Source organism: Mycobacterium sp. SVM_VP21 (assembly GCA_024758765.1).
Lineage (GTDB): Bacteria > Actinomycetota > Actinomycetes > Mycobacteriales > Mycobacteriaceae > Mycobacterium > Mycobacterium heraklionense_C.
Window position 1 is genome coordinate 3,200,946 of record CP101406.1, and the last position, 14,186, is coordinate 3,215,131.

The 14,186-nt window shown below is 67.6% G+C and carries 12 protein-coding genes and 1 pseudogene; 4 read left to right on the forward strand and 9 right to left on the reverse strand.

What is annotated here, in order from left to right:
* Positions 1-181: 181 nt before the first annotated feature.
* Complete coding sequence (locus NM962_14760) at positions 182-1,396, forward strand: cytochrome P450 (protein UVO14747.1); 1,215 nt, start codon at positions 182-184, stop codon at positions 1,394-1,396.
* On the opposite strand, the gene NM962_14765 is transcribed toward NM962_14760, so the two are convergent.
* From NM962_14765 to NM962_14790, 6 genes and pseudogenes are all read right to left on the reverse strand, one after another.
* A complete protein-coding gene (locus NM962_14765) occupies positions 1,380-2,540 on the reverse strand; it encodes an acyl-CoA dehydrogenase family protein (GenBank protein UVO11244.1) in 1,161 nt (386 codons plus the stop codon). The two genes, NM962_14760 and NM962_14765, sit on opposite strands and share 17 nt — an antisense overlap.
* 53 nt (positions 2,541-2,593) lie before the next feature.
* Positions 2,594-4,054, reverse strand: coding sequence for an IS607 family element RNA-guided endonuclease TnpB (gene tnpB / locus NM962_14770; GenBank protein ID UVO11245.1), 1,461 nt, complete (start codon positions 4,052-4,054; stop codon positions 2,594-2,596).
* Positions 4,047-4,641 (reverse strand): annotated as a pseudogene (locus NM962_14775) (IS607 family transposase). Before NM962_14775 ends, tnpB begins: the two are co-directional and overlap by 8 nt.
* 74 nt (positions 4,642-4,715) lie before the next feature.
* Complete coding sequence (locus NM962_14780) at positions 4,716-5,834, reverse strand: bifunctional 2-methylcitrate synthase/citrate synthase (protein ID UVO11246.1); 1,119 nt, start codon at positions 5,832-5,834, stop codon at positions 4,716-4,718.
* Positions 5,831-6,748: a methylisocitrate lyase gene (prpB, locus tag NM962_14785; protein ID UVO11247.1), complete on the reverse strand. Its 918-nt coding sequence runs from the start codon at positions 6,746-6,748 to the stop codon at positions 5,831-5,833. The genes NM962_14780 and prpB overlap by 4 nt, the downstream gene beginning before the upstream one ends.
* Complete coding sequence (locus NM962_14790) at positions 6,745-8,250, reverse strand: MmgE/PrpD family protein (GenBank protein ID UVO11248.1); 1,506 nt, start codon at positions 8,248-8,250, stop codon at positions 6,745-6,747. The genes prpB and NM962_14790 overlap by 4 nt, the downstream gene beginning before the upstream one ends.
* A gap of 120 nt (positions 8,251-8,370) precedes the next feature.
* Here NM962_14790 and NM962_14795 point away from each other — a divergent pair, with 120 nt between their 5' ends.
* Positions 8,371-9,816: a short-chain fatty acyl-CoA regulator family protein gene (locus NM962_14795; protein UVO11249.1), complete on the forward strand. Its 1,446-nt coding sequence runs from the start codon at positions 8,371-8,373 to the stop codon at positions 9,814-9,816.
* Here the strand turns inward: NM962_14795 and NM962_14800 are convergent.
* From NM962_14800 to NM962_14810, 3 genes are read right to left on the reverse strand one after another with little or no spacing between them, the layout of a single operon-like run.
* Positions 9,780-10,298, reverse strand: a complete 519-nt coding sequence (locus NM962_14800) for a DoxX family protein (protein ID UVO11250.1) — start codon at positions 10,296-10,298, stop codon at positions 9,780-9,782. The two genes, NM962_14795 and NM962_14800, sit on opposite strands and share 37 nt — an antisense overlap.
* Positions 10,299-10,307: 9 nt before the next feature.
* Complete coding sequence (locus tag NM962_14805) at positions 10,308-11,534, reverse strand: DUF1298 domain-containing protein (protein ID UVO11251.1); 1,227 nt, start codon at positions 11,532-11,534, stop codon at positions 10,308-10,310.
* Positions 11,535-11,548: 14 nt separating this feature from the next.
* Positions 11,549-12,439 carry an alpha/beta fold hydrolase gene (locus NM962_14810; GenBank protein UVO11252.1) on the reverse strand — a complete coding sequence of 297 codons (891 nt, stop codon included), beginning with the start codon at positions 12,437-12,439 and terminating at the stop codon, positions 11,549-11,551.
* A 70-nt stretch (positions 12,440-12,509) separates the two neighbouring features.
* Between NM962_14810 and NM962_14815 the strand changes: the two genes are divergently transcribed.
* Together NM962_14815 and NM962_14820 are read left to right on the forward strand one after the other, a co-directional pair.
* Positions 12,510-13,361, forward strand: a complete 852-nt coding sequence (locus NM962_14815) for an alpha/beta hydrolase (GenBank protein ID UVO11253.1) — start codon at positions 12,510-12,512, stop codon at positions 13,359-13,361.
* Positions 13,362-14,186 (forward strand): adenylate/guanylate cyclase domain-containing protein, encoded by an 825-nt coding sequence (locus NM962_14820; GenBank protein UVO11254.1) that lies wholly within the window; start codon positions 13,362-13,364, stop codon positions 14,184-14,186.

The following is a 14,186-nucleotide window of genomic DNA, read 5'->3' on the forward strand; positions in this document are numbered from 1 at the left end:
CCTCCTTCCGCCTGGAAACAGCATCTCAGCCTGAGACAGAAATAGACTGAATTCTCACCGACTTCGCAGGTCTACCGCGCGCCCTGAGACAACCGCCGACGGCCGGCTCGGGCGGCGGTTTTCAACTTTCTTCAGCGCATTGACGCAGCTAGCGCGCCCTGAGCAACCTGGAGCCATGACCATGGGGACAGACCAGATCGGCCTGCGCCTGTTCGACGACGCGTGCATTCAGGACCCCTATCCGCTGTACGAACGGATGCTCGCCGCGGGACCAGTGCACCCGATCGGCGACTCCGGCTTCTACGCGGTCTGCGGCTGGGACGCGGTCACCGAAGCCGTCGCGCGGGCGGAAGACTTCTCCTCGAACCTGACCGGGACCATGCTGTACCAGCCGGATGGCACGGTGGGCACCTTTGAGATGGACGGCCTCGGTGGGCCCACCCAGGTGCTGGCCACCGCCGACGACCCGGCGCACGCCGCGCACCGCAAGATGCTGGTGCCACAGCTGGCGGCCAAGCGCATCCGCGCCGTCGAGCCGTTCATCGCCGAGACGATGGATCGGCTGTGGCACGACGGGGTCCGCGGTGGACGCATCGAGTGGATGAGCGCCGTCGCCAATCGGCTTCCGATGATGATCGTGACGCGGCTGATCGGTGTTCCCGACGAGGACGTCGATCAGCTGGTGGCCTGGAGCTATACGGGCACCCAACTGTTGGAGGGGCTGGTCGACTCCGACGATCTGGCCGCCGCGGGTGTCGCCGTCGTGGAGCTCGCCGGCTACATCAGCGATCACTTCGGGCGGGCCGCGCTCGATCCCCGTGACAATCTGCTCGGCGACCTGGCCGTCGCCTGCGCCTCCGGGGCCCTCGACACCGTCACCGCCCAGGTCATGATGATCACCCTGTTCAGCGCCGGCGGCGAATCGACGGCATCGCTGATCGGTTCGGCCGCCTGGGCTTTGGCGACGCGCCCGGAGATTCAGCGTCGGGTTCGCGAGTCACCGGAACTGATCGGCCCGTTCCTCGAAGAGGTGTTGCGGTGCGAGTCGCCGTTTCGCGGTCACTACCGGCACGTCCGGCGCGACACCAGCCTCGGCGGGGTGGACCTGCCGGCCGGATCACGCCTGCTGCTGCTGTGGGGCGCAGCCAACCGGGACCCGTCACGCTACGCCGAGCCGAGCGAATTCCGCTTGGACCGTCCACCGCAAAGTCACCTGGCCTTCGGCAAGGGCGCGCATTTCTGCGTCGGCGCCGCCCTGGCGCGCCTGGAGGCCAGGATCGTGATCGGCGAACTGCTGGCACGCACCGCACACCTAGGCGTCGGCGAGGCCGGCCGTTGGCTGCCCAGCCTGCTGGTGCGGCGGCTCAAGCACCTGGAGCTCACAGCGATCGGCTGATGATCTCCTTCATGATCTCGCTGGTGCCGCCGTAGATCCGGTTCACCCGCGAACCGGTGTACATGTTGGCGATCGGGTATTCGGCCATGTAGCCGTAGCCGCCGAAGATCTGCAGGCACTTGTCGACCACCTGATCGGATTTCTCCGCGGCGAACAGTTTGGCCATCGACGCGGTCATCGGATCGTTCTTGCCGCCGACGTACTGGCTGATCGCGTAGTCGACCAGGGTCTTGATCGCGAGCGTGTCCGTCTTGCATTCGGCCAGCACGAATTTGGTGTGCTGAAAGTTGCCGATCGGCCGGCCGAATGCCTCACGCTCCTTGGAGTAGCGGATGGCCTCCAGCACCGCCGCCTCGGCCAGCGCCGCGCACAGCGTCCCGATGATCAGCCGCTCCCGGGCCAACTGGTCCATCAGCTGATAGAACCCCAGCCCCTCCTGCTCCCCGAGCAGGTTGGCCACCGGCACCCGCATGTCGGTGAAGAACAGCTCCCGGGTGTCCTGGCCGTGCTGGCCGATCTTCTGCAACACCCGCCCACGTTCGAAGCCAGCCAGTCCGTTGGTCTCGGCGACGATCAGCGACACCCCGGCCGCCCCCTGGGACGGGTCGGTCTTGGCGACGATCACCAGCAGATCGCAGTGGGTCCCGTTGGAGATGAACGTCTTCGAGCCGTTGATGACGTAGTGGTCGCCGTCGCGCACCGCGCTGGTGCGCACCGACTGTAGATCCGAGCCGGTCCCCGGCTCCGTCATCGCGATGGCCAGCACCGCCTCGCCGCTGATGACCTTGGGCAGCCAGCGTTTGCGTTGCTCGTCGTTGCCGTAGGCATACAGGTAATGCGCCACGATCGGTGAATGCACCGAGAAGCCGAAGCATTGGTCGTGGGCGTAGACCAATTCTTCCTGGACCACCGAGTGCATGGCGTAGTCGCCGCCGGCTCCGCCGAACTCCTCGGGCAGATCCAGTCCCAGCAGCCCGGCGTCGCCGGCCTTGTTCCAGAATTCGCGGTCTACGCCGTGTTGGGCGACCCAGCGCTCCTGATGCGGGGTGGCCTCCTTGCGCAGGAACTCCGCGGCGTGCTTGCGCAGTTCGCGGTGCTGGTCGGTCTCCCAGAACGGGCGGTAATCGGGGAACAGTTGCGACATCCCCGGATGGTAGCCGTTGCCTTTTGGTGAGCGAATGTGAGTTCGCTTCGTCATTAGGCAGCCTCGCCTTTTGGTGAGGCGGTCCCAGTCTGATCCACTCGGCGGTGGTGCTGGGTTGACGCTTCGCGGCCTGCGGCGTCGCCCGCGAGCGCGGGTTCGGTCTCACACGTGGCTCCACGTCCTGCCACCGGGCCACTCCCGGCGGGACTCTGTTCACCCAACTGTGTGGGCACGCCGAGTCGGGCGAGGTTGATCGCAGCACCCAGATCACGGTCGATCTGTTTACCGCATTCGTCACACTGAAAGACTCGATCGGCCAGGGTGAGGTTTGACTTTCGCCTCCCGCAAGCCGTGCACGTCTTCGATGACGGATAAAACCGGTCGGCTTCCACCAGATGACTGCCGTACCAACGACTTTTGTAGACCAGCATACGCCGGATTTCAGCGAGGGCAGCATCAGCCAGGGCCCGATTGAGGCCGCGCTTGCGAGCCCCGCCCGCGGCTCGCATGCCCGCAGCGTTGAGGGTCTCCACCACCACGACATCGTGCTGCTGCGCCAAGGTGGTGGTTGCCTTGTGCAGGACGTCGCGGCGCACCGCCGCGGCATGGGCGTGTATGCGGCCGATGCGGGCCTGCGTGCGCCGCCACCGCTTCGACGGCTGCTGGCGAGCCCGGGTCTGCGCGTCATACGGGCCACGTTGGCGGGCGGCCCGACGCTGCAGGGCGCGCAACCGCGATTGCGCCGCGCTCAATGACTTCGGTGCAGCAATGCGCGCGACTTCCAGGCCCTCGGGTGTCGCAACTACCAGCAGACTGTCGGCCTTCACCCCAACGTCGACACCGACCACTGCATGTGCCGAATGGCGTGCGTGTGCAGGCCTCGCTTTGGCTTCGACGATGGCTTGCAGTGCGCAGTACCAGCGCCCGGCACTGTCTTGGCGCACGGTGGCGGACAAGATCCGCGCCGTCCCGGCCTCAATCCGGCGGGCCAGCTTACGGGTCGATTCATGCGTCCGGACCGCGCCCAGTCGCGGCAACGTGACATGGCGACGGTCCGCCTCAATCCGGATGACTCCGGTCGTGAAGCGCACCGACCTCGGCGCCCGAGCCGATTTGAACCGGGGAAACCCGACCGCCCGGCCGGCGCGCCGGCCACGCCGTGACGACGACCAGGCGTCCAACCCACGGGCCAACCCATCCAGGCCAGTGTTGTAGGCCTCCTTGGAGTTCTCGCCCCACCACGGCGCACACAACGCCTTGCGCTGATTCCAGACCTTGCGCAGCGCCGGCAACGACCACCCCAGCACCGGGGTCAACTCAGAGTCAGCCATGCCGTAGCTGCGCTCGGCTGCCCGCTGGTGCATCACCGCCTTCACCAACGCCAACATGTGATTATGCGCAAACCGCGCCGCACCAGCATGAGACGCCAACGCCCGCAACTGAGTTGGCGTGGGATCTAACGCAAACCGGTAGGCCTGCGCCGTCCGCCCCTGCGGAATCTCGAACCTAGCCATCAGCGACAGCCTCAACATGTTTGGTGGCGGTGACCGCTCGCATCGCTCGGTTCCGTGCGCCACGGTGGCCGTACAGGCGTGCGCACATCGAGGTGAGCACCTCGATCATGCGGTCCACCAGTTCGACGGTGTTCTCGCCCGGGCCGGCGACGATGCCCTTGCGGCGTTGCGCGGACAACGGGGCTTCGAGGTACTCAACCCCGAAGCGCACCAACCGGTCGCCGTGTTCCACGACCACCACTGAAGCAGACGGGTCCGACAGAACGCTGCGCAGCTTCGAACGCTTCCCGTTCAGCCCTGACCCGACCTCGGTAGCGACTTCGCCAACCACATACCCGTTCGAGGTGGCCTAGTCAGCCAGTCGTGCGACCTCTCGGTCCAGATCTGGTCGCTGATCAAGCGACGAAACCCGCGCAAATATGCGTATATCGGACTGTACGATCGACCTGCTGGGCCACCGGAGCATCGACTCAGATCGTCCCCGACGCCGACCGGCGAACAGGCACCGGCATCTGGCCCTCACGCAACCACCGGTAGGCAGTCTGAGGGTGCTCACCGCTCGCGAGCGCCCACTCAGCCAACTTCACTAACTCGCCAAAACGCACATTCGATCACGAACACTCACATTTGGCCGAGCAGTACAGGGCCCCCGGGGCGAACCTCAGACCGCGCCGAGGACGCGCTGCGGACTTCCCGAATAGGCACTCAGCGGACGGATCAGCGCGTTGGACGCGGTCTGCTCGATGATGTGCGCGGTCCACCCGGTGATGCGGCTCATCACGAACAGCGGGGTGAACATCGGGATGTCGAAGCCCATCAGGTAGTAGGCCGGCCCGGTCGGGAAGTCCAGGTTGGGCTTGATGCCGGTGGCGGCGAACATCTCGGCCTCCAGGATCTGGTAGATGTCCAACCAGCGCTGGCCGCCGCGGGCAGCCGCGACCCGTTCCAACGCGGCCTTCATGGTCGGCACCCGGGAGTCGCCGTGCTTGTACACCCGGTGGCCGAAGCCCATCACCTTGTCCTTGCGGGACAGCTTGCCGTGCAGCCACTCCGCGGCGTTGGCCGGCTCACCGATCTCGATCATGTCGTGCATGACCGCCTCGTTGGCTCCACCGTGCAGCGAGCCCTTGAGCGCGCCGATGGCCGCGGTGACCGCGCTGTAGATGTCGGACTGGGTGGAGGTGACCACCCGGGCGGCGAAGGTGGACGCGTTGAAGCTGTGCTCGGCGTACAGCGTCATGGACTGCTCGAATGCCTGCACGATCACCGGCTCGGGCACCTCACCGAAGCACATCCGCAGGAAGTTCTCGGAGTAGCCCAGATGGCTGTGCGGCGCGATCGGGTCCAGACCGCGCCGGCGGCGCATGTCCGCGGCCACGATCGTCGGCAGCACCGCGAACATCCGCAGCGCCTTGGCGAAGTTTGCCGACTCGGAGGGGTCGTCCTCTTCGGCGTCCTCGGCGCCCAGGTAGCTGATCGCGGTGCGTACCACGTCCATCGGGTGGCAGTTCTCCGGGAGCTTTTCCACCAGCGACAGCAGCGACCGGTCGGCCCGCCGCGCCGCCCGCTCACGCTGGCAGAACAGCGCCAGCTCGGCGTCGGTCGGCAGCTCACCGTGCCAAAGCAGGTAGGCGACCTGCTCGAAGCTGCAGTGCGCGGCCAGATCCTGCACGGGATAGCCGCGGTAGGTCAGCGAGTTGGTCTCCGGAACCACCTTGGAGATCGAGGTGGTGTCGACGACGACGCCCGCGAGTCCCTTACGAATTTCCGCAGTGGTCACCGTCTGCCTCCTTGAATGGTGAAGTTGAAGATGTCGTCGTCAAACTGGTTGTACTCGGCGTAACGCAGCAACTCGTAGAGCCGACTGCGGTGCTGCATCTGATCCAGAAACCCGGATTGTGTTCCGGCCGTGTCGATCTCCCGCAGCCCGACTTCGACGGCGAACATCGCCAGCCGCAGTGTGGTGACGGGATAGATCACGGCGTTGTAGCCGAGGTCGGTCAGTTGAGCGGCGGTGAGCAGCTCCGATTTGCCGAACTCGGTCATGTTGGCCAGCAGCGGGACATCGACTGCGGCGCGGAACTGTTCGAAGTCATCCGGCCCGCGTAGGGCTTCGGTGAAGATCAGGTCCGCCCCGGCGTCGGCGTAGGCCTTGGCCCGGTCGATCGCGGACGAAAGCCCTTCGATACCGGCGGCATCGGTGCGAGCGCAGATGATGAAGTTCGGATCCCGGCGTGCGGCGACCGCGGCTCGCAGCCGCTTGACCATCTCGCTCGCCGGTACCACGGCCTTGCCATCGAGGTGCCCGCACCGCTTGGGGTTGACCTGGTCCTCAAGGTGACAGCCGGCCAGCCCGGCGTCTTCAAGCGCCGTGATGGTGCGGGCGGCACTCATCGGCTCGCCGAAGCCGGTGTCGGCGTCGATGAAGGTCGGTAGGTCGGTGGCGGCGGCGATCTGCGCGCCGCGCCCGGCCACCTCGGTCAGCGTGGTCAGCCCGATGTCTGGCAGCCCCAGATCGGCCGAGAGCACCGCACCGGAGACGTAGACGCCCTCGAAGCCGATCTCGGCAACCAGCTTGGCGACCAGGGGCGAGAACGCCCCCGGGAGCCGTTGCAGCCGACCGGATTGCAGCCCGGCCCGAAAGTCCGCCCGCTTGTCTGCCGGGACCGCGGCTGACCCGAGCAGCCCACTCACCGGAAGATCCCGTCGGGCGTCGCCGGCGCCTGGCCCAGCACCTTGGGCTCGACGACAATGTTGAGTTCGCCGAGCTGAGCACCGGAAAGCCCCGCTAGACCTTCTGCGGCGGCGAGGAACCGTTCCTGCTCGGCCGTGGTCACCACGCCCTCGGCGAGCTCGGTGAACTTGGCGATGTACTGCTTGCGTTCGAACGGCCGGGCACCCAGCGGATGGGCGTCGGCGATCGCCAGCTCGTCGGAGATGACTTCCCCACTGGCCATGGTGATCTCGGCGCGCGCCCCGAAGGCCTTCTCATTCGGGTCGGTCGAGTGGTAGCGCCGGGTCCACTCCGGGTCCTCGACCGTGGAGATCTTGCGCCACAACGCGATGGTCTCGGGACGGTGCGCACGCTCCGGGGAGTACGACCGCACGTGGTGCCAGCTGCCGTCCTCCAGGGCGACGGCGAAGATGTACATCACCGAGTGGTCCAGGGTCTCCCGCGAGGCGTCGGGGTCGAACTTCTGCGGGTCGCCGGAGCCGGTGCCGATCACGTAGTGGGTGTGGTGGCTGGTGTGCAGCTTGATCGTGGCCACCTGGCTCAGGTCGCCGACCCGCTCCCGCAGCCGCTTGGCCAGGTCGATCAGCGCCTGGCTCTGGTATTCCGCGGAGTATTCCTTGGTGTAGGTGTCCAGGATGGCGCGCTTGGCCTCGCCGGGTCCGGGCAGCGGCACCTGGTAGGTGTGGTCTTTGCCCGACAGCATCCAGGCGATGACGCCGTCCTCGCCCTCCCAGATCGGGGCCGGTGCGCCCTCACCGCGCATCGCCCGGTCCACGGCCTCGATGCCGACCTTGCCGGCCCAAGCCGGCGCGTAGGCCTTCCAGCTGGAGATCAGGCCCTTGCGGGACTGACGGGTGGCGGTGGTCAGGTGCAGCGCCTGGCCGACCGCCTGGTAGATGATCTCGGGGTCCAGCCGCAGCATGGTGCCGATTCCGGCTGCCACCGACGGGCCGAGGTGCGCGACGTGGTCGATCTTGTGCTCGTGCAGGCAGATGCCCTTGACCAGGTCGACCTGGATCTCGTAGGCGGTGGCCAGGCCGCGGATCAGGTCGGCGCCGGAGAGGCCGAGCTGCTGGGCGACCGCCACCAGCGGCGGGATGTTGTCGCCGGGGTGCGAGTACTCCGCAGCCAGGAAGGTGTCGTGGAAGTCCAGTTCGCGCACCGCAGTGCCGTTGGCCCAGGCGGCCCACTCAGCGGAGTAGCTGCCCTCGATGCCGAAGACGGCAGCGCCTGGCTTCGATGGGTGCGCCTGAGCCTGCCTGCGGGCCACCGTCACCGGCCGACGCAGTACCGATGCCGCACTGACCGACGCGTTGTCGATGATCCGGTTGATCACCATTGCCGCGGTGTCGTCGGGAACGGCCACCGGGTCGGCGGCCACCTGTGCGATCTTCCAGGCGAGGTGCTCGGAGCGGGGGAAGTCATCGGCACTGCGGCGGGTCTTCACGTCATGTAGCTGCATGTTCCACACCCTACGCACGACAGGTAAACACCGATATGCATGGGAAATGCGTATTAATGCGTCCTAAGTTGGCCGGAATTGCGAACCTTGCGAATGCATCCGCAGGTTACGCTGCAACACATGGCACCCACCACTACCCGGACCTTCGCCGGGGCCCGGCTGCGACGCCTGCGCGAGGAGCGCGGACTGACCCAGGTGGCACTGGCACGCGCGCTGAACCTGTCGACCAGCTACGTCAACCAGCTCGAGAATGACCAGCGGCCGATCACCGTGCCGGTGTTGCTGGCGCTGACCGACCGGTTCAGCCTGCCCGCGCAGTACTTCTCCGGGGACGCCGATGCCCGGCTGGTGGCCGACCTGCGCGACATGTTCACCGCAACCGCCGGCGAACACGCCGCCAGCGACAGTCAGATCGAGGAACTCGTCGCGCGGATGCCCGATATCGGCAACAGCCTGCTGACCATGCATCGCCAGCTGCGCGGTGCGACCGAGGAATTGGAGTCCTATCGGTCACAGATCTCCGGCGACTCGGCGCAGTCGGTGGCTCGGCCCATGCCGTTCGAGGAGGTCCGCGACTTCTTCTACGACCGCAACAACTACATCGGTGAGCTCGACAATGCCGCCGAGAAGCTATTCGTCGAGACCGGGATGCGCTTCGGCGGCTTGGATATTCAGCTGTCGACGCTGATGGCCGAGCGATTCGACATCACCGTGGCGATCGTCGACGACCTGCCGACGGGAACGAAGCGGGTCTTCGACCCGGCGACTCGGGTGCTGCGCATCGCGCATTGGCTGCTGGCGGGTCAGCGGGCCTTCCAGATCGCCACCCAACTGGCGCTGCTCACCCAACAGGAGCTGATGTCGGACATTGTCGCGCAAGACCAATCGTTGAGCCCAGAGTCCCGCGATGTCGCCAAGATCGGGTTGGCCAACTACTTCGCCGGAGCGTTCCTGTTGCCGTATCGGCAGTTTCAGCGTTCCGCCACCGACCTGCGCTATGACATCGACCTGTTGGGGCGCCGCTTCGAGGTCGGTTTCGAGACGGTGTGCCATCGCCTGTCGACCCTGCAACAACCCGGCCGGCGCGGGGTGCCGTTCATCTTCGTGCGTACCGACAAGGCGGGAAACATCTCGAAGCGCCAGTCCGCCACCGCGTTTCACTTCAGCCGGGTCGGTGGCAGCTGTCCGCTGTGGGTGGTGCACGACGCGTTCAGCCAACCGGGCCGGATCGTCACCCAGGTGGCGCAGATGCCCGACGGCCGCAAGTACTTCTGGATCGCCACCACCACGCCACCCGAGGGGCGCGGCTATCTGGGGCAGCACAAGACTTTCGCCGTCGGACTGGGGTGCGATCTAGCGCATGCCGACAAGCTGGTGTACTCCACCGGCGTCGCCCTCAATGACGACGCCACCGTGGTACCGATCGGTGCGGGTTGCAAGATCTGCGAGCGCGAGGCGTGCCCGCAGCGGGCATTTCCGTTTCTGGGCCGGCGGGTCGTCGTCGACGAGAACGCCGGCAGCGGGCTGCCCTACTCGCCGGTCGTGTCGGTTCCGGCCGGACGGTAGAACAGGGCCAGCTGGCCGATGGCGCCCGCCAGCCCGAGGCCGAGCGAGATCCACAGGCCCGGCCAGCCGTTCTTCCAGCAATGGCAGAACATCTGGTGGTCCGCGCTGAGGTAGCCCGGCCCGAGCATCGCCACCACGACGGCGCCGGTGGCCAGCACCAGGTTGTACTCCCAGCCGTTGGTCAGCACGAAGAAGCCGTTCGCGCGGTGCACGGTCCACACCGCCACCGCCATCAGGGCCACGAATCCGGCGGCGGCGATCGGGGTCAGTAGCCCCACCGCGAGCCCGAGCCCGGCGGCGATCTCCGCGGTTGCCGCCGTCACCGCCTGGAACTTGCCGTGCTTCATCCCGATGCTTTCGAACCAGCCCGCGGTGCCGGGGATTCGGCCTCCGCCGAAGAACTTGTTGAACCCGTGCGCCGCCATGGTCAGACCGAGAACCAGACGCAGGAGCAGCAATGCGACATCAGCAGCAGTGACCATCTGCTCAAACTACAACGCAGCGTCCAGCAATCGCAGATATACCTCGATATCGCTGACCGCCGACTCGGCGGCATGCACGCTGATCACCACGGTGTCACCGATGCCGTGCACCCCGTGAGTCAGCCCCATCGCCGGGGACAACGACGGGAACCCTGCGGTCAGCAAGACCGGCGCCGCACCGAAACGCAGGTCTTTGGCGCCGCGGTGCACGCTGGAGACCACGGTGTTGCCGGTGACCCGCTCCGGCCGGGCGTCGGGGTCGAAATTGTCGATGCCCCAGCGCAGCAGCGCCGCGGGCGTCGCGGCGAAGGCCCGATCGGCCGCGGCCGCAGCCGGGTGGGCGCCGCGACGCCGGCCTCCGGCGATGTCGGCGGCGATCCGTTCGCAGCGGGCATCGTGGCCCAGGATCGGGTAAAGCCCGACCGGAATATTGCCGAAGTGGTTGTGGGCGTGGCGTTCACCGGCTTTGGCCATCGGCACTTCGGCGCCCAGATCCTCGCAGGGTTCGTCGAGATACCCCGACAGCGCCGCGGACACCGCTGACAGCACCGCCACGGTGACCGTCGGCCCGCGCAGTTCTTGTCGCTGCCGCACCAGGGTTCGCACTGTCCGACGGCCGCCCGGCCGGTTGTTGGTGGCCAGCGGCGGGCGGTCACCTACGGGGGGCGGCAAGAGTCCCGCCGCAGTGTCATCGACGCGGCTGCGGTGGGTACGTGCCGCGACAACTGCGTGCCAAGGCAGGAAGCCACGGCCCGGTGTGCGCACCGCGGGAACCGGTGCGGCCCGACCGAACAGCCAGGCGGCCAACGCTGAAGCCCGCCCGCCATCGGCAAGGGCATGCGCCACCTGCAGCACCGCCACCGTGCCCGCGCCGCGGCGCCCGGGAATGTCGTGGACCGGCGCGAACACGTGCAACCGCCAGGGCGCCGCCCGGACATCGAGCTGGTCGTCGGTCAGGCGCGCGACGGCATCCAGGCAACCGGCCCAGTTGTCCTCGGGTGCCCGGATCGCAGCTACGTCCTCGATGGGCTCGGTAAGCGACACCCACCGCGGGTAGCGCAGCGCACCGGCGTCGGCGACCCGGATGGTCAGGTCCGGGATCGTTCGGGCTCGGTCGAGCATCGCGGCGATCGCGTCGTCGAGGTCGGCCGGTACCCCCGCGAAGGCGTACAGCAGGAACTGGTCGCTGGGGATCTTCGCGGACATCCAGTAGAACTGCGCGTCGATCGCCGTCATGGGGCGTCCAGGTGTCAGGCCAAGAATTGCAGCACCCGATCGGCGATCTCGTCGGGCCGCTCAAGTTGCAGGAAGTGACCGGCATTCTCGACGATGGCCACCGCACTGCCCGCGGGCAACGCCGGCTGCACCCACCGCGTGAACCCCGGCGACATGCAGCCATCGATGCGCCCGTGCAGGTACAGGGTCTGCAACCGTGGGAGTTGCAGCCAGTGCCGGTGCAGCTCGGCGTAGCGATCGGGAGCCCGCAGACTGCGCAGCGCCCGGTAGGGCCCGAGTGCGGCTCGCCAGCCCTCCGGCGTTCCGATGGCCGCGTCGACGTGCCGCAGATCTTCCTCGGCGGCGTACCCGGGCGACCACCGCCGCCACAACAGCGGCAGCACCCATGCGGCGGATCGGTCCGGCAGCCAGGGCAGTTGGAAGTAGCTGATGTACCAGCTGCGCAGCAGTTGTGCCGGCAGGTAGCTGGCCAGAGCGAGCCGGTCTGTCCCGCGAACCGCGCGCAGCGACGCCGGCGGAGGCACCGACATGATCACCGCCTTGGCGAACGGACTGTCCGGCATCGCGGCCAGCCCGGTGGCGGCCATCGCCCCCCAGTCATGACCGATCACCACGTCGCGCCCGGTCCCGCCGACGGCGGCATACACCCGCAGCGCGTCGTCCATCAGCGCGCCGATGTGGTAGCTGCCGTCGGTGGGGATCGACGACGGCGCGTAGCCCCGCATGAACGGCGCCACCACATGCCAGCCGGCCGCGACCAGGCGCGGCGCCAGCCGGCGCCAGCCGTAGGCGGTGTCAGGAAACCCGTGCAGGCACAACGCCACCGGGTCACCCGGTGTCCCCCAACTCAACGCCTTGAGCGCGACCCCGGGCGTAGACACGTCGATCCACCGCGGTTCACTCATCACATACCCCCAGAACGGGCCGGGCAGGCGTTTCTGTCCGCCCTGTCGTTCAACTATCTACCATCTTGAGATGCGCACAGCCCAGACCGTCGAGTACGACGGCGTCGGCGGAGTAACGCTGGTCGCCGACGAGTGGAACCGGGGCGCCACCGATGCCAACGAGCATCCGACGATCGTGATGCTGCACGGCGGCGGACAGAATCGGCACTCCTGGCACAAGACGGGCCAGATTCTGGCCGACCGCGGCTATCACGTCGTCGCGCTCGACACCCGCGGCCACGGCGACAGCGACCGCGCACCGAACGCCGACTACGCCATCGAGACGCTCACCGCCGACGCCGTCGCCCTGATCGAGGCGATCGGCCGGCCGGTGGCACTGATCGGGGCCAGTATGGGTGGACTGACCGGCATTCTGGTGGCCGATGAGGCCGGGCCGCAGCGGGTCACCAAGCTGGTGTTGGTCGATGTGGTGCCGCGCTACGAGAAGGATGGCAGCGCCCGGATCCGCGACTTCATGTTCGGCCACATCGACGGTTTCGACTCCCTGGCGCAGGCCGCCGACGCGGTGGCCGCGTACCTGCCGCACCGAGCCAAGCCCCGCAGTCCCGAGGGGCTGAAAAAGAATCTGCGGTTCCGCGACGGCCGCTGGTACTGGCACTGGGATCCGGCGCTGATGACCAAACCCAGCGACGATCCGGCGCTGCGCACCGAGAAGATCGAGGCCGCCGCCATGGGGCTGCAGATCCCGATCCTGCTGATCCGCGGCAAGCTGTCCGACGTGGTCAGCGCCGAAGGTGTCGCGGACTTCCTGTCCAAGGTCCCCGGTGCGCGCCTCGTCGAGTTGTCCGACGCCGGGCACACCGCAGCCGGCGACGACAACGACGCCTTCAGCGCCGCCGTCGTCGAGTTCGTGTCGGGCTGAATGTTCGGGATCGGATGGCTGACGCCGACGCTGGTGGCGGTCGGTGTGCTGGCGGCGGTGGCGGTCACCGAGGCCGTCGCCCTGGCGGTGTTGACCCGACAGTTGCGGACGGTCCAAGCCGAGAACGAGGCGCTGCGCGGTCGAGTCGACACCCGCAACCTATTGCTGGCCGGCGGACGTGAGGCCGTCAAGACCGTGTGGCAGACCGCGAACCTGGTGCGCAAGCAGGGGTTTGGTGCGGCCGTGCGCAGTTCGATCGAAGACCTCGCCGACTGGGCGGAGGTGGAACGCCCCGATCTGGCCCGCCTGACCCCGAACGGGCATGTGGTGGTGCTGTTCACCGACATCGAGGGGTCCACCGCGCTCAACGAGCGGATCGGTGATCGCGCCTGGGTGAAGCTGATCGCCCGCCATGACGAGATGGTGCAACGTCTGGTCGCCCAGCACTCCGGGCATGTGGTCAAGAGCCAGGGCGACGGCTTCATGATCGCGTTCGCCCAGCCCGAGCAGGCGGTGCGCTGCGCCATCGACATCCAGCACGCGCTGGCTTCGCGGCGCGGGCGCAAACCGCAGCATCCGATTCGGGTCCGGATCGGGGTGCACATGGGACGCTCGGTGCGCCGCGGTGATGACCTGTTCGGCCGCAACGTCGCGATGGCCGCGCGGGTGGCCGCGGCCGCCGAGGGCGGCCAGATCCTGATCAGCGGACCGGTGCGCGACGCCGTCAAGGAATGCGACGACATCACCGTCGGCGCCGGCCGCGACGCCGAGCTGAAGGGCTTCGCCGGCACGCACCGCCTCTATGCCGTCGACGTCACCGACTGA